Raw genomic sequence first — 20,537 nt, forward strand, 5'->3', positions numbered from 1 at the left:
CGCGGGCCTCAACGGTTGGCGTCAGAGTGAGTCATGGCGGTGTAGAACAGCCAGGACACCAACAGGATGATCAGGAAGTACACCAGCGAGAAGGCCGCCGCCGGCCCCAGGTCAAATTGCCCGACCGCCATTTGCGTCAGGGTCTGGCTGAGGAAGGTCGTGGCATTGCCCGGCCCGCCGCCCGTGAGCACGAAGGGTTCGGTGTAGATCATGAAGCTGTCCATGAAGCGCAGCATCACCGCGATCAGCAACACGCTCTTGAGCTTGGGCAACTGGATGTGCCGGAACACTGCCCAGGCCGAGGCCCGGTCAATCCGCGCCGCCTGGTAATAGACGTCCGGAATGGCTCGCAAACCGGAGAAACACAACAGCGCCACCAGCGATGTCCAGTGCCACACGTCCATCACCAGCACCGTGACCCAGGCATCCATGGTGTTTGCCGCATAGTTGTAGCTGATGCCCATCGCGTTCAGGGTCGAGCCCAACAGGCCGATGTCCGCCCGGCCAAAGATCTGCCAGATCGTGCCGACCACGTTCCACGGGATCAGCAGCGGGATGGCGAGGACGATCAACACCACCGACGACCAGCGCCCCTTGGTCGGCATGGTCAGGGCGATCCCGATCCCCAGAGGGATTTCGATCAGCAGCACGCAGGCCGAGTAGATGAACTGGCGCAGCAATGAATCATGCAGGCGCGGGTCGAGGAGCACCTGCCTGTACCAGTCCGCGCCGACAAAATAGCGGCTGGACTGGTCGAAGATGTCCTGCACCGAGTAGTTGACCACGGTCATCATCGGGATCACCGCACTGAACGCCACCAGCAGGAACACCGGCAGCACCAGCCACCAGGCCTTGTTGTTCTGCACCTTGTTCATGGCTGAACCTCCCCGATCGCGTGTGGCTCCAGCAGGAATTCGTCGGCGTAGACCATCAGCCATTGCGCCGGGAAACTGATGCAGGCCGTGCCCTCAGGCACCGGTTTGTCTTCGGCCAGGCGCACTTTCAGCGGCGCGCCGTCGAGGTTCAGGGTCATGATCTTGTAGGTGCCGAGGTCTTCGACATGCACGACGGTTGCCTGCAAGGCGTCATCGAACGGTTCATCCCAGACGTGGACGAACTCCGGTCGAATGCCGATCTTGAGGGTTTGCCAAGTGGACTCGTCGATGCGTTTCTGCATGGCATCGGACAGTGGCAGATGGGTCGAGGCGAACCCGACGCCCCCCGGTTGCCTCTGCACTTCGATCAGGTTCATCCCGGGACTGCCAATGAAATAGCCGACAAACGTGTGGCTCGGGCGCTCGAACAATTCCCGGGGCGTGCCGAACTGCACGATCTGCCCGCCATACATCACCGCAATCTTGTCGGCGAAGGTCGAGGCCTCCAGCTGATCGTGGGTGACATAGACCATGGTGATGTTGAACTGCTCATGGATCTGTTTGAGCTTGCGCCGCAGCTTCCACTTCAGGTGCGGGTCGATCACCGTCAGCGGCTCGTCGAAGAGGATCGCCGACACATCATCGCGCACCAGCCCGCGGCCCATGGAAACCTTCTGTTTTTCGTCGGCGGTCAGATTGCGCGCCTTTTTGCCGAGCAGGTTCTGCAGGTCGAGGACTTCGGCGATTTCCTGCACCTTGCTGTGGATTTTCGCCTCGGCCATGCCTTGGTTGCGCAGGGGAAACGCCAGGTTGTCGAACACCGTCATGGTGTCGTAGACCACCGGAAACTGGAAAACCTGGGCGATGTTGCGTTTCTCCGGCGTCAGGTCGTTGACCGCCTTGCCATCGAACAACACATGGCCCTGGGACGGGCTGAGCAACCCGGAAATGATGTTGAGCAAGGTGGATTTGCCACAGCCCGACGGCCCGAGCAAGGCGAAGGCACCGCCCTGCTCCCAGATGTGGTTCATCTCGCGGATCGCGTAATCCTCGGGACCGCCCGGCGTGCGGGTGTAGCTGTGAGCGAGGTTCTGCAAACGGATTTCGGCCATCAGGCAACCCTCGCGATACGGCGACCGGGCGCCTGGACCAGCCGTCCCTGCGCATCGAACACAAACAGTTTATGGGTCGGGATGTAGATGCGGATCGGTGCATCGACGTCGTATTCGTGAACGCCCGGCAGGTGCAGCACCAGGAGAAAATGTTCGTTGCGCACGTGCAGGAAGGTTTCCGAACCGCTGATCTCGGCCACCTCGACGGTCACCGCCAGTTCGAGGTCGTCGTCGTTGCTAGGCACCAGCGAGATATGACTGGGGCGCACGCCGAAACGGAACTCGCCCTCGCCCACCGGACGCAGGTCCACGTTCAACGGGAAGTGCACGAAATTGGCGAAGCTGACTTCGTTGCCGGCGATTCGCCCTGGCATCAGGTTGATCGGCGGCTCGGAGAACAGTTCGGCGGCGAGCACGGTTTGCGGCTGGTGATACACCTCGGACGCCTTGCCGCTCTGGATGATCCGCCCCTCGTGAAGAATGGTGGTGGTGCCGCCCAGGGCCAGCGCTTCATTGGGCTCGGTGGTGGCGTAGACCGCAATGGTGTGCCGCGCCTTGAACAACTCGCGCATTTCCTGGCGCAGCTCTTCGCGCAATTTGTAATCGAGGTTGACCAGCGGTTCATCGAACAGGATCAGCTCGGCGTCCTTGACCAGTGCCCGGGCCATCGCCGTGCGCTGTTGCTGGCCACCGGAGAGTTCCAGCGGATAGCGCTGCAGGAACTTCTCGATGCGCAGCATCTTCGCGGTTTCCAGTACCTTGCTCTGGATCTGTTCGCTGCCCACGCCGGCCTGGCGCAAGGGCGAGGCAATGTTCTCGAACACGGTCATGGTCGGGTAGTTGATGAACTGCTGGTAAACCATAGACACGTTGCGCAAGCGCACCGGACGCTGGGTGACGTCGACGCCGTTCATCAGGATGCGCCCACTGTCCGGCTTGTCCAGACCGGCCATCAGGCGCATGAGGCTGGTTTTGCCGGACAGCGTGCGACCGAGCAAAACATTGAAGGATCCAGGTTCGAAACTCAGGCACGCATCATCGATCCAGGTCTGGCCCTCGACGGTGCGGCTGACGTGCTCCAGGGTGAGTGACATGGCTCGGCCTTTTTATTATTGGAGTCAAGCGACCGGAGCGATGGAGCGACTTTCGTGCCAAAAAACACAAGTGATTGATCTGCCTTGAAAATCAGTGAAATACCGAAAACGCCGCTTTCGTTGCTGAACAGAAATGAACAACTTGGGTTGAACAATTGAACACTCCGGTCGTTGACAATGAACAATACTGAACAACACTCTACGGACTGCTCACATCCGCTGCAGGAGCGAGCAAGCTCGCTCCTGCAGGGTGTCGTGGGTGAAAGAAGTCCCCAATAAAAACAATAATTGCTTGCCCAGAGATCGACTGCCATGGCCGTACCCGCCTCGCCGCTCTCCCACGACGCCCTCATCCAGGACTCATGGTCACGTTGCCGCGCCTTCGGCCTCGATCACCAAAGTCCGCCCGCGTTTGACCAGTTGCCGGCAGAAGGCATTGCCCAGTTGCTGGAGAGCCAGCACTCACTGGTGCAAACCACCCACCAGGAAGTCCTGCCCTACTACGAGAACATCCTCAGCAACTCCAACTGCCTGATCATGCTCGCCGACAACCAGGGCCAGGTGCTGACGTCGTGGGGCACCCAGCGCTTCATCGAGCCCGGCCTGAGCCGCGGGTTCAGCGCCGGCGCCAGCTGGATGGAACGCTGCAGCGGCACCAACGCCATCGGCACCGCGCTGGCCTGCGAGCAGGCGGTGCACATCGAGCACGATGAACATTTTCTGAAGGCCAACCGGTTCATGACCGGTTCCGCCGCGCCGATCTTCGATGCCGAGCGCAAGGTGATCGCAGTACTGGATGTGTCCAGCGACAGCTACCTGCCACCGTCGCACACCCTCGGCATGGTCAAGATGATGAGCCAGACCGTGGAAAACCGGCTGATCCTCAATCTGTTCCATGGCCAGCATTTTCAACTGACGTTCAACACCGGTTTGAACAACCTGGACAGCCAGTGGGCCGGGCTGTTGATCTTCGATGAAACGGGCCAGGTGCTCTCGGCCAATCGCCGGGCCGACAATCTGTTGGGCATCAGCCTGTCGCGGGTCAGTGTGGAAAGCCTGTTCAAGGTGTCATTGCTGGAACTGCTGAATCAGCCCGAGGGCCTGCCCTTCGCCCTGCAAACCTGCGGGCGCAACCGCTTTCAGTGCGTGTTGCGGCGGCCGAAACAGGCACCGATTCAGCCACGGCTGTTTGCCGAGCCCAAGCGTGCCGAACCCGCTGACGCCTCTGCCACCGCAATCAGCCTCACCACCCTGCACTTCGGCGACAGCCGCGTGGAAAAGGCCGTGCGCCAGGCCGAACGCCTGCTGGAGAAGGACATTCCGTTGCTGATCCACGGCGAAACCGGCGTCGGCAAGGAAGTCTTCGTCAAGGCCCTGCATCAGGCCAGCTCGCGCAACCGACAATCGTTCATTGCCGTCAACTGTGCGGCGATCCCCGCCGAACTGGTGGAATCCGAGCTGTTCGGCTATGAAAAAGGCGCGTTCACCGGGGCCAACCAGAAAGGCAGCATCGGGCTGATTCGCAAGGCCGACAAAGGCACGCTGTTCCTCGATGAGATCGGCGACATGCCGCTGCCGACCCAGGCGCGGCTGCTGCGGGTGTTGCAGGAGCGCTGCGTCCAACCGGTGGGCAGCAGCGAGCTGTTCCCGGTGGACATCCGAATCATCTCGGCGACCAACCGCTCGCTGCGCGAACAGGTGCAACTGGGCCGTTTTCGCGAGGACCTGTATTACCGCATCGGCGGCCTGACACTGGAACTGCCCCCGCTGCGCGAACGCAGCGACAAGCAGGCGCTGTTCAAACGTCTGTGGGAACAGCATCGCGAACCGACTCAATGGGCCGGTTTGAGCCGTGAGGTGATGGAGTTGTTCAGCCGTCATCCGTGGCCGGGCAATCTGCGCCAGGTCAGCAGTGTGATGCAGGTGGCGCTGGCCATGGCCGAGGAACAACCGGTGCGACCGGAACACTTGCCGGATGATTTCTTTGTCGACCTGGAGATGGAACCGGCGGCTACAGCGGACACCCTTGCGGTGGATTTGAATGATGCCGAGGATTTGAACCGGCAGCTGCAGGCGGCGGGAGGCAACATCTCCCATCTGGCCCGCCGGCTCGGCGTCAGTCGCAATACCCTTTACAAGCGGTTGCGCCAGGCGGAATAACGGCGAGGCGCCAGCCGGGACACTCTCGGACTCAGGTTGCGCACGCAAACAAAAACCCGCACAAGGCGGGTTTGTTTGTAGCAATGGCAGCGATCAGTCAGCCAGGCGCCAGGTCGTGCCGCCCTTGCCGTCTTCCAGCACCACGCCCATGGCGGTGAGCTGGTCGCGGATGCGGTCGGACTCGGCCCAGTCCTTGGCGGCACGTGCGGCCAGGCGCGCTGCGATCAGCGCATCGACCTGTGCGGCGTCCACGCGCCCTTCGGCACCGGCCTGCAGGAAATCCTCGGCTTCGAGCTGCAACACTCCCAGCACGCCGGCCAGTTCCTTCAGGCGCGCCGCCAGACCGGCCGCCGCCGCGAGATCGCTCTCGCGCAGGCGGTTGATCTCACGCACCATCTCGAACAGCACCGCACAGGCTTCCGGCGTACCGAAGTCGTCGTTCATCACCTGGGTGAAGCGCTCGACGAACGCCTCGCCACCGGCCGGGGCCACGCTCGGCAAGCCCTTCAAGGCATGGTAGAAACGCTCGAGTGCGCCCTTGGCGTCCTTGAGGTTGTCTTCCGAGTAGTTGATCGCGCTGCGATAGTGGCTCGACACCAGCAGGTAACGCACGACTTCCGGGTGGTACTTTTCCAGCACGTCGCGAATGGTGAAGAAGTTGTTCAAGGACTTGGACATCTTCTCGCCATTGATGCGAATCATGCCGCAATGCATCCATGCGTTGGCGTAGGTCTTGCCGGTGGCCGCTTCGCTCTGGGCGATTTCGTTCTCGTGGTGCGGGAACTCCAGGTCGCTGCCGCCGCCGTGAATGTCGAAGGTCTCGCCCAGGCAGCAGGTCGACATCACCGAGCATTCGATGTGCCAGCCCGGACGCCCGTCGCCCCAGGGCGATGGCCAGCTCGGTTCGCCCGGCTTGGCGCCTTTCCACAACACGAAGTCCAGCGGATCCTGCTTGGACTCGTCGACTTCGATGCGGGCGCCGATGCGCAGGTCTTCGATCTTCTTGCGCGACAGCTTGCCGTAACCCATGAACTTGGCGACGCGGTAGTAGACGTCACCGTTGCCCGGGGCGTAGGCGTAACCCTTGTCGATCAGGGTCTGGATCATCGCGTGCATGCCGGGAATGTGCCCGGTGGCGCGCGGTTCCATGTCCGGTTTCTGGATGTTCAGGCGCGCTTCGTCTTCGTGCATCGCCGCGATCATGCGCTCGGTCAGGGCTTCGAACGACTCGCCGTTCTCGTTGGCCCGATTGATGATCTTGTCGTCAATGTCGGTGATGTTGCGCACATACGTCAGGTCGTAGCCGCTGAACCGCAACCAGCGGGTCACCAGGTCGAACGCGACCATGCTGCGGCCATGGCCCAGGTGGCAGTAGTCGTACACGGTCATCCCGCAGACATACATGCGCACCTTGTTGCCATCCAGCGGCTTGAAGACTTCTTTGCTCTTGGTGAGCGTGTTGTAGATCGTAAGCACGATGTTTCCTTAAGACTTGATCACTGGCCCCACGAATCACGCAGGGTCACGGTACGGTTGAATACCGGCGCGCCCGGTTTCGAGTCCTTGATATCCGCGACGAAGTAACCTTCGCGCTCGAACTGGAAACGGTCTTCCGGCTGTGCCTGGCCCAGCGAGGGTTCAGCACGACAACCGGTCAGCACTTGCAGCGAATCAGGGTTGATGTTGTCCAGGAAACTTGCGCTGTCTTCGGCCTTCTCCGGGTTCGGGGAGCGGAACAGGCGATCGTACAGGCGCACTTCGCACTCGACGCTGGCCGCGGCCGGCACCCAGTGAATCACGCCCTTGACCTTGCGGCCTTCGGGGTTCTTGCCCAGGGTGTCCGGATCGTAGGAGCAACGCAGTTCGACGATGTTGCCATCGGCGTCCTTGATCGCTTCGTCGGCACGGATCACGTAGCTGCCGCGCAGGCGCACTTCGCCCGCAGGCTCCAGGCGCTTGTAGCCCTTTGGAGGTTCTTCCATGAAATCTTCACGGTCGATGTAGATCTCACGGGCGAACGGCAGGACGCGCACGCCCATGTCTTCTTTCGGGTGGCACGGCAGTTCGAGGTTCTCGACCTGGCCTTCCGGGTAGTTGGTGATCACGACTTTCAGCGGACGCAGCACGCACATGGCACGCGGGGCGCTGTGATCGAGATCGTCGCGGATGCTGAACTCGAGCATGCCGAAGTCGACCACGCCGTCGGAGCGGTTGGTGCCGACCATTTCGCAGAAGTTGCGGATCGATTTCGGCGTGTAGCCACGGCGACGGAAGCCCGACAGCGTGGACATGCGCGGATCGTCCCAACCATTGACGTGCTTCTCGTCCACCAGCTGCTTGAGCTTGCGCTTGCTGGTGATGGTGTAGTTCAGGTTCAGGCGGCTGAACTCGTACTGGCGCGGGTTCGCCGGCACCGACAGGTTCTCGAGGAACCACTCGTACAGCGGACGGTGGCTTTCGAATTCCAGGGTGCAGATCGAGTGGGTGATGCCTTCGATGGCGTCCGACTGACCGTGGGTGAAGTCATAGTTGGGGTAGATGCACCACTTGTCACCGGTCTGGTGGTGATGGGCGTGACGGATGCGGTACATGATCGGGTCGCGCAGGTTCATGTTCGGCGAAGCCATGTCGATCTTCGCGCGCAGCACCCGTGCGCCGTCGGGGAACTCGCCGGCGCGCATGCGGGCGAACCAGTCTAGGTTCTCTTCCACGGAGCGATCGCGGAACGGGCTGTTGCGACCCGGCTCGGTCAGGCTGCCACGGTATTCCTTGGCCTGCTCAGGGGTCAGGTCGTCGACATAGGCCTTGCCGGCCTTGATCAGCTCGACAGCCCAGTCATGCAACTGGTCGAAATACTGCGAGGCATAGCGCACTTCGCCGGACCATTCGAAGCCCAGCCATTTGACGTCGCTCTCGATCGCGTCGATGTATTCCTGGTCTTCCTTGGCCGGGTTGGTGTCGTCGAAACGCAGGTGTGTGACACCGCCGAACTCCTGGGCCAGGCCGAAGTTCACGCAGATCGACTTGGCGTGACCGATGTGCAGGTAGCCGTTGGGCTCAGGCGGGAAACGGGTGACGATCTGCGTGTGCTTACCCGAGTCCAGGTCCGCCTGGATGATCGGGCGCAGGAAATTGACCGGCACGGCAGGGCCGGTCTTGGAATTCGAGGTAGGGTCGACAGTGGGCTTGCTCATAGGATCCTTGAACAGACAAGTGCGCGGCCGGAAGACAGCCAGACAAAACAAAGCCGCTATCATAGCCGATGCTGTCAAGCACCTGACAGAGCGTGCCCTGCAAACGGTCGCATTTAATCGGGCAGAAAAGAAAAAACAGCCTCGAAATTCGCGCCTGTCACGCTAAACTGCGCACCTTGGCCGATCAGGCTGAACCGGTAGCGGAGCGAAATGTTCCAATACCCAAGCATTCCCCAGAAAGAGTACCGATCATGACCCAAGTCAAACTGACTACCAACTTTGGCGACATCGTTCTGAAACTGAACGCCGAAAAAGCCCCGATCACCGTGGCCAACTTCGTTGAATACGTCAAAGCCGGTCACTACGAAAACACCATTTTCCACCGTGTCATCGGTAACTTCATGATCCAGGGCGGCGGCTTCGAGCCAGGCATGAAAGAAAAGAAAGACAAGCGTCCAAGCATCCAGAACGAAGCGGACAACGGTCTTTCCAACAACAAGTACACCATCGCCATGGCCCGTACCATGGAGCCGCATTCGGCTTCGGCACAGTTCTTCATCAACGTGACCGACAACAGCTTCCTCAACCACAGCGCCAAGAACACCCAGGGCTGGGGCTACGCAGTGTTCGGTGAAGTGACCGAAGGCCAGGACGTCGTCGACAAGATCAAAGGCGTGTCCACCACCATGAAGAGCGGCCACCAGGACGTGCCAGCAGACGACGTGATCATCGAGAAAGCCGAGATCATTGAGTGATACTGCTGATTTCAGACTTGCATCTGGAAGAGGAGCGCCCGGACATCACCCGGGCGTTTCTGGATTTGCTCGGCGGACGCGCCCGCACCGCGAGTGCGCTGTACATCCTCGGTGACTTTTTTGAAGCGTGGATCGGCGACGATGCCATGACACCCTTCCAGCGCTCCATCTGCCAGGCCCTGCGCAATCTCAGCGACAGCGGCACGGCCATTTTCCTGATGCACGGCAATCGCGACTTCATGCTCGGTCAGGCCTTCTGCAAAGAGGCCGGCTGCACCCTGCTGAAGGACCCGAGTGTCGTGCAGTTCTACGGTGAACCGGTGCTGTTGATGCACGGCGACAGCCTGTGCACCCGCGACGAAGCCTACATGAAGCTGCGTCGTTACCTGCGCCACCCGCTCACGCTGTTCATCCTGCGCCACCTGCCGTTGCGCACCCGACACAAACTGGCGCGCAAGCTGCGCAGCGAAAGCCGTGCGCAAACGCGGATGAAGGCCAACGACATCGTCGATGTCACCCCCGCAGAGATTCCGCGGATCATGCAGCAATACGGCGTGAAGACCTTGATCCACGGCCACACCCACCGCCCCGCCATCCACAAGTTGCAATTGGGCGAACACGCTGCCCGGCGCATCGTGCTGGGGGATTGGGATCGCCAGGGCTGGGCATTGCAGGTGGATGAAAACGGTTTTGCCCTGGCGCCCTTCGACTTTGCCCCGCCGCCAGCCCTGCCCGCCCCCGCAATCTGAAGCCAGACCCGAAAATCGATGTGGGAGCGAGCCTGCTCGCGAAAGCGGTGTATCCGACACTTCAGTGCTCACTGACGTAGCGCATTCGCGAGCAGGCTCGATCCCACATTTTTGACCGTGTCGAAGTTAGTGGCCGGACGCCGCAGGCCCTGCCTTCGCCGCGAACGGCGGTTTGGCCAGCCAGACGATCACGATCAGGGCCATGAACGCCCAGCCCAGCAGGGTGAAGTAATCCACGGTGGAAAGCATGTAGGCCTGGCTGTTGAGCACCTGATCGAGTTGCGCATACGCCGGGGTGCCGGCCCCACCCAGATGCTGCAGGGCATCACGGGTGGCCGGGTCGTAGGGCGTGATGCTTTCGCTCAGGTACGCATGGTGCTGGTCGGCCCGACGAATCCAGATCCAGGTGGTCAACGACGCTGCGAAGCTGCCGCCCAAGGTCCGCAGGAACGTCGCGAGGCCCGCGCCGTCGGCGATCTGGCTCGGTGGCAGGTCCGACATCAGGATGCTCAGGGTCGGCATGAAGAACAGCGCCACGCCAATGCCCATGAACAGCTGCACCAGGGCGATGTGCTGGAAGTCCACTTCGTTGGTGAAGCCGGCGCGCATGAAGCAACTCAGGCCAATCGCCAGGAACGCCAGGCCCGCCAACAGGCGCAGATCGAACTTGTGCGCGTACTTGCCGACAAACGGCGACATCAACACCGGCAGGATCCCGATCGGCGCCACCGCCAACCCGGCCCAGGTCGCCGTGTACCCCATCTGGGTTTGCAGCCACTGCGGCAGGATCAGGTTGATCCCGAAGAAGCCGGCATAACCCAGCACCAGCACCAGGGTGCCGATGCGGAAGTTGCGGTAGGCGAACAGCCGCAGGTTGACCACCGGGTGCTCGTCGGTCATTTCCCAGATTACGAACACTGCCAGGGCAATCACCGAAATGGCGGCGCCGATCAGGATGAAGTTCGACTCGAACCAGTCCAGGTCGTTGCCCTTGTCGAGGATCACCTGCAACGCCCCGACGCCGATGATCAGCGAGATCAGCCCGATGTAATCCATCGGCTGGCGACTGGTTTCCACCGGACGCGCCTTGAGCTGCTGGCGCACCACCATCACCGCGAAAATCCCGATGGGCACGTTGATGAAGAAGATCCACGGCCAGCTGTAGCTGTCGGTGATCCAGCCGCCCAGAATCGGCCCGGCAATCGGCGCCACCACCGTGACCATCGCCAGCAACGCCAGGGCCATGCCGCGTCGCGCCGGCGGATAGACCGCGATCAGCAGCGTCTGGGTCATCGGGTACAACGGCCCGGCCACCAGCCCCTGCAGGACCCGGAAGCCGATCAGTTCCGGCATCGAGGTGGAAATGCCGCAGAGAAACGAGGCCAGCACAAACAGGATCGTCGCCCACAGGAACAGTTTCACTTCGCCGAAGCGCCGGCTGAGCCAGCCGGTCAGCGGCAGCGCGATCGCATTGCTCACGGCGAAAGAAGTGATCACCCAGGTGCCCTGCTCCGAACTCACACCGAGGTTGCCGGAGATGGTCGGCAACGCCACGTTGGCGATGGTGGTGTCGAGCACTTGCATGAAGGTCGCCAACGACAGCCCGATGGTACTGAGCAGCAGGCTGGGGGGCGTGAAAGACGCGTTATTGCTCATGGTGAATCCTTTGGAACCTGATGGGCGCTGCGCCGCTGTCGACGTGGTGGGAGCGAGCCCGCTCGCGAGGGTGGCAGGTCAAGGGGTCAAGCAACTGACTGACTTACGCCATCGCGAGCAGGCTCGCGCCTACAATGGTCCAGGTGATATCAGCGCTGCGCGGTCTTGCTGACGGCAGCGCTGTTGTCGTGGATCAACTGCGTGATCATCGCATCGGCTTCGGCCAACTGACGGTCGTAGACGCTGGTGCTGAACGAAGCCTTTTGCGGCGGCTGCTGCGCCAGTACCGGACCGCTCTGGTCGCGCAGGTTCACCTCGACCTGGGTCGACAGGCCCACGCGCAGCGGGTGCCGGGCCAGCTCTTGGGCGTTGATGTGGATACGGACCGGAACCCGCTGCACAATCTTGATCCAGTTACCGGTGGCGTTCTGCGCCGGCAACAGAGCAAATGCGCTGCCGGTGCCGGCGCCGAGGCTGTCGACGGTGCCGCTGAATTTCACATCGCTGCCGTAGAGGTCGGCCTCGATATCCACCGGCTGGCCGATGCGCATGTCCCGCAGTTGGGTTTCCTTGAAGTTGGCGTCGATCCACAGCTGGTCCAGGGGAATCACCGCCATCAGCGCGGTTCCCGGCTGAACCCGTTGACCGAGCTGCACGGAGCGCTTGGCCACATAGCCGGTGACCGGCGCGATCAGGGTGCTGCGCGCCTTGTTCAGGTAAGCCTGGCGCACTTGCGCGGCCGCCGCCATGACGTCCGGGTGTGACGACACCACGGTGTCATCGACCAGCGCGCTGGTGGTTTTCAATTGCTGCCGGGCGTTGGCCAGGGCGTTTTGCGCCGAGGTCAGGTCGTCACGAGCGTGGGACAACTCTTCCTGGGAAATCGCCCCGCCGGCGGCCAGGTTCTTGCGCCGGGTGAAGTTGTCCTGGGCCTTCTGCACTTCGGCCTGCTGGGCGTTGACCTGGGCTTTCATGCCGTCGACGTTGCTATACAGGCCGCGCACCTGACGCACAGTGCGGGCCAGATTGGCCTGGGCACTTTGCAGACCGACCTCGGCGTCGTTCGGGTCGAAGTTGACCAGCACTTGGCCTTCGTGGACCAGGTCGCCATCATCGGCGCCAATGCTGACCACGGTGCCGGTGACCAACGGCGTGATTTCCACCACGTTGCCATTCACATAGGCGTCGTCAGTGCTTTCGTTCCAGCGACCGTAGAATTCGTGATAACCCCAGACGCCGACACCGGCGAGGATCACCACGACCGCCAGCACGAACAACATGAGCTTGCGTTTGCGCGGGTTGCCGTTGTCTGGAGCGTCAGGGGTTTGAGTGTGGGCAGTGGCCATGACAATTACCTTGAATTAGTGGGTCTGCGTGGCTGGGGTTGCGTTGGCTGCGGCCAGGGTGTCGCCCTGAAAACCGCCGCCCAGCGCCTGCATCAACTGAATCGACAGGTCGATCCGCTCGGCATTCAGGTTGGCCAGCTGGCGCTGGGCCTGGAGCAGTTGCTGCTCGATGCTGAGCACGTCCAGGTAGTTCCCGATACCGGAACCGTAGCGTTGGACCACGGTGTCGTAGGACTCCTGAGCGATGTCGGTCGCATGCTGCTGGGCGCCGATCTGCCGACCGATATCGCGTAACTGGTTGAGGGTGTCGCTGACATCCCCCAGTGCTTTCACCAGGCTCTTGTTGTACTGCGCCACCGCGAGGTCGTAATCGGCATCGCGGGCATCGAGGTCGGCACGCAGGCGACCGCCGTCGAAAATCGGCACCGAGACCGTGGGGGCGATGTTGAAGAAACGACTGGCAGAACCGAACATCGCGTCGCCCAACAGGGATTCGGCACCGGCAGCGGCGCTGAGGTTCAAGTTCGGGTAGAAGCGGGTCTTGCTGGCGTCGATGTCCTTGCTCGCCGCCTCCACCCGCCAGCGCGCGGCCACCAGGTCCGGACGGCGGCCAAGCAGTTCAGCCGGCAACATCGATGGCAAGGCGACGGCACTGGGCTGGAGAACCTTCGGCCGGGCGACTTCATTGCCACGATCCGGGCCCTTGCCAAGCAGGACCGCCAGGGCGATCTTTGCGCTTTGCAGGCGTTTTTCGGCGTCGATCAGACTGGCCTGGGACGAGGCCTCCAGGCTTTCGGTCTGCTGGAACTGGTACTGACTGTCAATGCCGGCGCTCAGGCGACGCTGGCTCAGGTCGAGCATTTGCCGGGTGCGCTTGAGGTCTTCGCTGGCCAGGTCATGAATGATGTGCGCCTGGCCCAGATCGCTGTAGGCGCGGGCGACATCGGCTGCCAGGGTCAGTTGCGCGGCCTGTCGATCGACTTCGGCGGCACGGGCCTGACCCAGCGCCGCTTCCCAGGCGGCGCGCTGGCCGCCCCAGAGGTCGAAGTCGTAGTTGAAACTGACGCCGACGTTACGCACGGTGGAGTACGCATCTCCCTCGCCCCGAGGGTCCTGATCACGAGCCATGCGCGATCGGCTGACGCCGGCGCTGGCATCGAGGGTCGGCATGCGCGCGGCATCGGCAGCAGACGCTGCAGCGCTGGCCTGATGGGCACGGGCATCGGCAATCTGCAGATCGGGGCTGTCTTGCAGCGCTTCGCGTATCAGGCCATCGAGCTGTGGGTCGCCGAGGCTTTTCCACCAATCGTTCTTGGGCCAGGCCGCCGGCGACAGGGTCACGCCGCTCAAGGATTGTCCGGCCTGCAGGTTTTTCGCATCGAGGCTTTTGCCTTCGGTGGCCAGGCCACTGTAACTGGCGCAACCGGCCAGCATCATGGCGGCCAGCAACCCGCTCAGGCCGGTACGAAAAGTCTTGCCGTTCATTTGTCACCTACCCGCAGCAAGGTGATCGAGTCACCGGCGGCCACCAGGATTTTCTTCAGGATCTGTTCCAGAGTGATCAACTCTTGCGGGGTGATCGCACCGGCCAACTCATTCATCGCCTCGGCGCCGATGTGCGGCAGGCGATCGGCGAGCGTCTGCCCTTCCGTCGTCAGCACCAGTTGCACCTGACGGCGATCGGCTTCGCTGCGTTGGCGGGCGAGGAAACCCTTCTGCTCCAGGCGATCGAGCATGCGTGTCATCGAGCCACTGTCGAGCGACAGGTGCCGGCACAACTCGGCGGGGGTGTCGACGCCGTACTGGGCCATGATGATCAGCACCTTGAACTGCGCGGCGGTGATGCCATGGGGTTCCATGTGTGTGTCGATGATCCGGTCCTTGAGCAACGCTGCGCGCCCAAGCAACAGGCCGAGATGGCAGTTGTGGAAATTGTCCGGGGTGAAATGATTCATCTGATCACCAATTAGCTGCCTAGGCAGTGAATGTATGACGAGATGTTACTGCCTAGGCAGCAAATGTCCAAGCATTAGTTAGTTAGCTTTTTATTTAATTGACAGGTGGTGGTCCCCCATCGCGTGCAACCCCTGTGGGAGCGAGCCTGCTCGCGATACGGGTCAACGGGCCACGTGGGCCGTCCGGCGGGGCCTAGAAGTCCCGTTTGTAGAAGATGTCCAGCGAGCTGGCCACGCCGCCCGCCGCCTCCAGGTACACCTTCTTGCTCAGCTTGTAACGCAGGGCGATGGTGTTGGCCGGCTCGAACACGCCGACGCCGTAACGCAGGCTGAGTTTTTCCGAGAGGTTGCCGCTGGCGACCACGCTGGTGGTGTTGCCGCTGCCTTCGGTGTCGAGCTGGAAATCCTCGATCCCCAAACCGCTGGCCAGCTTGCCGGTGACCCCGGCACTGCCCATCAGGCCCAGGCCCAGCGCGGCTTGCGCCAGCATGTTGTTGTCTTCGCCGCTGGTGCTCAGCGGACGCCCCAGCACCAGGTAGGACAAGGCCTGCTCCTGGCTCATCGCCGGCTCGGAAAAGATCTGCGTGGTCGGCTGCTCGGCACTGCCGCTGAGGCGAATACCGGCGATCACGTCGTCGGTCTGGCGAATGGCTTCGATGTCCAGGTAAGGCTGATCGATCGGCCCGGCAAACAACAGGCGCGCCCGGCGCACCGTCAACCGCTGGCCGTAGGCGCGGTAACGTCCGTCGTTGAGCCACAGCTCGCCACGGGTATCCAGGTTGTCGCCGATGTGCACGTGCCCTTGCAGGTTGGCGGTCAGGCCAAACCCGGCAAAGCTCAGTTTGTCCTCGCCGACCTGCACGTCGATGTCCATCTTCATGGCCACCGGCGGTTTGCCCTCTTCGGTCTGCTGGCCAATGATCACCGCATCGTCCGAGAGCTTGACCGTCGACGGCGGCAGCTCGCGCACGGTGATCGCGCCCCGGGGCACCCGCACCTTGCCGGCCACCGCCAGCTCATCGCCCTTCATCGAAATGCGCAGGTCCGGCTCGACTTCCAGCTTGGCGTAAGGCTCGACCGTCACCGGCAACTGCGTGCCCTTGAGCGCCAGGTCCACCACCAGCGCCTGGCCCCAGGCGATGTCGCCGCTCAGGCTGCCCTGCCCGTTCTGGCCGCTTTTCCAGCCGCCCTTCAATTGCACGGTTTCACCGGCGATGAGCGCTTGCACTTGCAAGGCCTGCAGCTCCATCGGCAGTTCCGGCCCGGAGACTTCGCCTTCACTGAGCAACAGGTTGCCGTTGATCAGCGGCGCCATCAGCGTGCCCGCGATCGTGCCGCTGCCGTTCAGGCGTCCGCCGAGTTTCTCGACCATCGGCACGAAGGGGCGCGCCACCGACAGGTCGAGGCCATTGAGGCGAAACGCGCCGGTCAACGGTTTGTTTTTCGCCAGCGGATTGATCTGCGCCTGCACGTTCAATTCGCCGAGCTTGTTGCCGACGAACACCAGTTCGCTGTCGATGCGCCTGGGCGTGAGTTTGCTGGTGAGTTTCAAGGTCTGGTAGGGGAAGTCCAGCCACTGGTCCTTTTCCTTCACACGCAAGGTGCCGCCACCGGCATCGAGGCTGACCAGACCGTTCGGGCCGCTGGCCGGCAGGTCCAGTTGCACATCGGCATTGAGCACGCCGTTCCAGGCGAAATCCTTCGGCAACCACTGCGCCAGGCTGTCGATCGGGAACTGCTTGAGGTGGTAACGCAGCTTCGGCTCCGGCATCAGGCGCTGGTCCTCGCCGCACAGGCTGGCCGCACCGGACATCCAGCAATGGGCGCCGAAGTTGATTTTGCCGTCCGCCAGCCGCTCGAGTCTGGCCGGGCCTTGCAGCTTCCAGTCCTGGCCGCCCGTCCGGAGATCGCCGCTGGCCAGACGACCGCGCCAGTTGCCCTTGTCCAGCATGCCATCGAAGCCAAGGGCCAGCTTCAACTGCGGGCCTTGCAGATCGAGCGCCAACTGCTGCTTTTTGATATCGCCCTGGCCGCTGGCCGTCAACGTGCCCAGGGCAGTGTCGCCGACCTGGATGCCGCTGCCCTTGAGGTCGACTTTGGCCCGTTGCGCGCTGTCGAGGGTGGCGTCGAGGTTGAGGCTTTGCAGGCGATTGTCCTGGAACGCCAGCTGCGTGCCTTGCAGCCCGAGCTTGCCCTGCGGCGCCTTGAGCGTGCCGGCGACGTTGATCCGGCCGTTGAGTTGCCCGCGCAGTTGCGGCCAGAGCTGGGCCAGGCGCGGCAGCTTGAGGTCGATCTGGCCGGCGAGCTTCTCGTGCAGGCTGCCCTTGCCGCTGATGCTGTTGTCGCCAAGGCGGATTTGCAGGGCGCTGAGGTTCCATTGCTGACCGCCGCCTTCGGCCTTGGCCTGGATCACCGCCGGTTGACCGCGCAGCTTGCCCTTGAGATCGAGATCGGCGTCGAGGCTGAGTTTTTCATTTCTCAACTCGCCCTTGCTGCGCAGCGGCCCCGCGAGGACGCCGGGCAATTCCGCGACCCAGTACGCCGGATCGAGGGCGGACAGGTCGAGTGCGGTGTCCCAGGCGAGGCCCTCGGCGAATTGCAGGTTCAGGTGCCCTTCGGCCTTGCCCTGCCCCGCTTCGAGCTGGATCTGTTGCAGGTAGAGGCTGCTCAGGTCGCCGGCGAACGGGCTGCTCAGGCTGAACGCCCCGGCCGGGCCATCCAGCGCGGCCTTGAAGTTGCCCAGGTAGTGGCCATCGGTGTAGGAGACTTCACCCTTGAAGCTGCGCAGGGCCACCTCCGGTTCATCGATCAGCGGATAGAGACGGTGCCAGGGGAAATCCAGCCAATCGATGTTGGCCGTGGCGCTCAGGCCTTTGCTCCAGTCGACCACGCCGGTGAGTTTGAGGCTCTGCCTGTCGCTGGCCGTCAGGTCCAACCCGGCGATTTGCGCACCGTTGGCGTCGACCTTGCCTTGCAGTACCAACGCGACCGGCCCCTGCTCGGCCGGCAGCGTGGCGTTGCCGCGCAGTTGATAGCCGCTTTTGAGGTCGCCCTCGCCGCTCAGTTGCAGTTGATTGAGTTGCAGGGTGTCTGGAAGATCGGCGTCGGGCTTGAAGCCATCCGCCGTGATCTGCACCCTGGCCGGCAGGTTTTCCACCAGCGGCTGCAACTCGCCGCTCAGTTGACCGTCGAGGTAACCGTGGCTGTCGGCGTGCAGTTTCAGGGTCTTGAGCAGATCACCGTTGATGTTCAGGTCCAGCGTCCAGGGGGCCGGGGTCGCCAGCTGCAGTTGGCCGGAAGCCGTCAGCGGCCAGTTGCCGGAGGGTTGCAGCAGGCCGGAAAGGTTCAGGCTCATGTCGTCGCGCTGCAAGCGCACGGCATCGATCTGCAGCCCCTGTACGGTCCAGTGCGCCGCCAATTGCAAGCCCTTGAGTTCTTCACTGCCGTTGAACAACAGGCGGCCAACCTGCACGTCGCCCAGCTCCAGGGCCAGCGGCAATTTCAGGTCCGGCAGGCTGATCGGGTGGCTATCGCCTTCGTCCGTCCCCGGCGGGAGTTGCAGGCTGACCTGATCGGCTTTCAACTGCTCGATGCACAGCGTCATGCGCGCCAGGCACCCGGGCGACCAGGCAAAAATCACCCGGTCCAGCTCAACCCGACGGGTGTCCTGTTGCCAGAGCACATGGTCGGCGCTCCACTGCCCACCCAGCCGCCCCCGGAAATTCTCGACCGACAACCCCGGCACAAACCCCAGCGCCCAGCGGCTGCCCGTCGCCGTGCCCAGCACGGCGGTGAGCGCCAGCAGCACCAGCACCAGCAATGCCGGAATTGCCAGCAGCGTTATTTTCAAACCACGCTTCACAGCTCGGGCCCCATGGAAAAGTGCAGTCGAATGCCGCCGTCGTCGTCCATCGCGTGGGCCAGGTCGAGGCGAATCGGCCCCACCGGCGACACCCAGCGCACGCCGATACCGACCCCGGTCTTGAGGTTCGGCAGTTCGAGTTTGTTGAAGGAGTTGCCCTGGTCGATGAAGGTCGCGACCCGCCACTTTTCGGCAATGGAGTATTGATACTCGGCACTGGCGGCGACCATGTAGCGGCCACCGATGCGGTCGCCCTCGGAGTTTTCCGGGGACAGGCTCTGATAGTCATAGCCGCGCACGCTTTGATCGCCACCGGCGAAAAAGCGCAGGGACGGCGGCACCGATTTATAGCCGTTGGTGGCGCTGCCGCCGACCTGGATCCGACCGAGGAAGCGGTGTTTGTCGAACACCGTGGTCAGGCCTTTCACCAGGGCGGTGCCGTACAGCAGGTTATTGTCGGAGCCCAGGCCTTCCTTGGCCACCTTGGTATCGAATTCCAGGCGATAGCCGTTGTGCGGATCGATGCGGTTGTCACTTTTGAGGTACGAATAGCTGACCCCGGGCATCAGCAGGGTACTGAGCCCGGAATCGTCACCGAGCCGATATTCTTCGCGTTGCCATTTCAGCGACACCACCCGCTGCCAGCCGCTGGGCAGCTTGCTGTGCCACTCGGGACCCAGGGTCAGCAACTTGCTCAGGCTGTCCTTGTCGGCGATTTCTTCGTTCTGGTAGCCACCGGCGAAGCGCAGTTTGTCGGTCAGTGGCGGGTCCAGGGGTATGTCGTAGAACACCCCGACGTTCTGCCGTGGCGCCGAGATTTCGGTTTCCCAACCATAACTGTGGCCCTGGGGGTTGACCCAATGCCGCGTCCAGTTGGCCTTGACCCTGGGGCCGACATCGGTGGAATAACCCAGGCCGAGCCCCAGGGTGCGCGGTTTGCGAGTTTCGAGTTTGACGTCCACCGGGATCACGTCTTCCCTGGACGCCGTCGGCGCGGCATCGACGCGCACGCCTTCGAAATAACCGCTCGATTGCAGGTTACGGTTCAGTTCGGCGATCAGTTCGGAATCGTAAGGCGTGCCGGCCTTGAACGGCACCATGCGTTGCAGCAGGTCTTCGTCGAACGGCGTGTCGCCTTCGAAACTGACCTTGCCCAGGGCATAACGCGGGCCGCTGTCGTACACCAGTTCAATATCGGCAACGCCCGCTCGCGGGTCGATGGCAAGTTTTTGTCGAGTGAAACGGCCGCTGAAGAAGCCGTAGCGCGACGCCTGGTTCTGGATCAACCGCTTGGCGTCTTCATAATGGCCATGATTGAGCACCGCACCGGTTTTCAGCGCCGTGCTTTTCGGCACCCGGAAGGATTTGAGCGAGGCCGCCGGGCCGTCAATGCGGATCGTGACGGTGCGCAGATGAATCGGCTCGCCGGGTTCGATGGTGAGCACCAGGCGCGGCGTCTTGCCGCCTTTCACATCGCTTTCGATCTGCGGCTGGTAATACCCCAGGGCCTGGGCGGCCTTGCGCGCCTGCTCCTCGGCTCCACGACTGAAGCGCAACAGGGCTTCCTCGTCACGATCACCGAGGCTGCCGATATAGCCCTCTATATTGGCTTTCAGTTCGTCGTTGGACGGTTTGATCCGCACATCCAATTCACTTTGCGCCAGCGCCGCGCAGCTGGTGAACAGCATCAGCACGCCGCTGGTAAATCTTCCTGGAAACTTCATAGGCGCGGATGCTAACACGAGCTTGGGAGCGTGATAGAACCTCGCGTGGCGCGAA

General features: G+C 62.4%; 14 protein-coding genes. 3 read left to right on the forward strand and 11 right to left on the reverse strand.

All coding sequences use genetic code 11. From position 1 onward, the window contains the following. Positions 1-8: 8 nt before the first annotated feature. Genes IB249_RS10425 through IB249_RS10435 form a run of 3 tightly spaced genes read right to left on the reverse strand, consistent with a single transcriptional unit; the run spans position 9 to position 3,081 of the window. On the reverse strand, positions 9-875 hold the full coding sequence (locus IB249_RS10425) for a carbohydrate ABC transporter permease (protein ID WP_192304229.1): 867 nt from the start codon (positions 873-875) through the stop codon (positions 9-11). Beyond that, entirely contained in the window at positions 872-1,987 is a 1,116-nt protein-coding gene (locus tag IB249_RS10430; protein ID WP_192304231.1) for an ABC transporter ATP-binding protein, read from the reverse strand. The genes IB249_RS10425 and IB249_RS10430 overlap by 4 nt, the downstream gene beginning before the upstream one ends. After that, on the reverse strand, positions 1,987-3,081 hold the full coding sequence (locus IB249_RS10435) for an ABC transporter ATP-binding protein (protein ID WP_192304234.1): 1,095 nt from the start codon (positions 3,079-3,081) through the stop codon (positions 1,987-1,989). Before IB249_RS10435 ends, IB249_RS10430 begins: the two co-directional genes overlap by 1 nt. 312 nt (positions 3,082-3,393) lie before the next feature. Here IB249_RS10435 and IB249_RS10440 point away from each other — a divergent pair, with 312 nt between their 5' ends. Next, a complete protein-coding gene (locus IB249_RS10440; protein ID WP_192304236.1) occupies positions 3,394-5,241 on the forward strand; it encodes a sigma-54-dependent Fis family transcriptional regulator in 1,848 nt (615 codons plus the stop codon). Positions 5,242-5,334: 93 nt separating this feature from the next. Here the strand turns inward: IB249_RS10440 and cysS are convergent, their stop codons facing one another. Both cysS and IB249_RS10450 read right to left on the reverse strand, forming a co-directional pair. Then, positions 5,335-6,717: a cysteine--tRNA ligase gene (gene cysS / locus IB249_RS10445; RefSeq protein WP_192304238.1), complete on the reverse strand. Its 1,383-nt coding sequence runs from the start codon at positions 6,715-6,717 to the stop codon at positions 5,335-5,337. 20 nt (positions 6,718-6,737) lie between these two features. After that, the gene (locus IB249_RS10450) at positions 6,738-8,435 is read right to left on the reverse strand and encodes a glutamine--tRNA ligase/YqeY domain fusion protein (protein WP_192304240.1); all 1,698 of its coding nucleotides are present in this window, start codon (positions 8,433-8,435) and stop codon (positions 6,738-6,740) included. A gap of 251 nt (positions 8,436-8,686) precedes the next feature. Between IB249_RS10450 and IB249_RS10455 the strand changes: the two genes are divergently transcribed. Both IB249_RS10455 and lpxH read left to right on the forward strand, forming a co-directional pair. Beyond that, positions 8,687-9,190 carry a peptidylprolyl isomerase gene (locus IB249_RS10455; RefSeq protein ID WP_192304242.1) on the forward strand — a complete coding sequence of 168 codons (504 nt, stop codon included), beginning with the start codon at positions 8,687-8,689 and terminating at the stop codon, positions 9,188-9,190. Then, entirely contained in the window at positions 9,187-9,939 is a 753-nt protein-coding gene (gene lpxH, locus IB249_RS10460; protein ID WP_192304244.1) for a UDP-2,3-diacylglucosamine diphosphatase, read from the forward strand. Before IB249_RS10455 ends, lpxH begins: the two co-directional genes overlap by 4 nt. 126 nt (positions 9,940-10,065) lie before the next feature. Here the strand turns inward: lpxH and IB249_RS10465 are convergent, their stop codons facing one another. From IB249_RS10465 to IB249_RS10490, 6 genes are all read right to left on the reverse strand, one after another. Next, entirely contained in the window at positions 10,066-11,595 is a 1,530-nt protein-coding gene (locus IB249_RS10465; RefSeq protein WP_192304246.1) for a DHA2 family efflux MFS transporter permease subunit, read from the reverse strand. Positions 11,596-11,744: 149 nt separating this feature from the next. Next, positions 11,745-12,941: an efflux RND transporter periplasmic adaptor subunit gene (locus tag IB249_RS10470; protein WP_192304249.1), complete on the reverse strand. Its 1,197-nt coding sequence runs from the start codon at positions 12,939-12,941 to the stop codon at positions 11,745-11,747. 15 nt (positions 12,942-12,956) lie between these two features. Beyond that, the gene (locus IB249_RS10475) at positions 12,957-14,426 is read right to left on the reverse strand and encodes an efflux transporter outer membrane subunit (protein WP_192304251.1); all 1,470 of its coding nucleotides are present in this window, start codon (positions 14,424-14,426) and stop codon (positions 12,957-12,959) included. Beyond that, positions 14,423-14,896, reverse strand: coding sequence for a MarR family winged helix-turn-helix transcriptional regulator (locus tag IB249_RS10480; RefSeq protein ID WP_192304253.1), 474 nt, complete (start codon positions 14,894-14,896; stop codon positions 14,423-14,425). Before IB249_RS10480 ends, IB249_RS10475 begins: the two co-directional genes overlap by 4 nt. A gap of 193 nt (positions 14,897-15,089) precedes the next feature. After that, positions 15,090-18,758 carry a translocation/assembly module TamB domain-containing protein gene (locus IB249_RS10485; protein ID WP_192304255.1) on the reverse strand — a complete coding sequence of 1,223 codons (3,669 nt, stop codon included), beginning with the start codon at positions 18,756-18,758 and terminating at the stop codon, positions 15,090-15,092. Further along, positions 18,755-20,482 carry an autotransporter assembly complex protein TamA gene (locus IB249_RS10490; RefSeq protein ID WP_192304257.1) on the reverse strand — a complete coding sequence of 576 codons (1,728 nt, stop codon included), beginning with the start codon at positions 20,480-20,482 and terminating at the stop codon, positions 18,755-18,757. Before IB249_RS10490 ends, IB249_RS10485 begins: the two co-directional genes overlap by 4 nt. Between the last annotated feature and the right edge of the window lie 55 nt (positions 20,483-20,537).

It is taken from the genome of Pseudomonas sp. PDM04 (assembly GCF_014851765.1).
Classification (GTDB): Bacteria; Pseudomonadota; Gammaproteobacteria; order Pseudomonadales; family Pseudomonadaceae; genus Aquipseudomonas.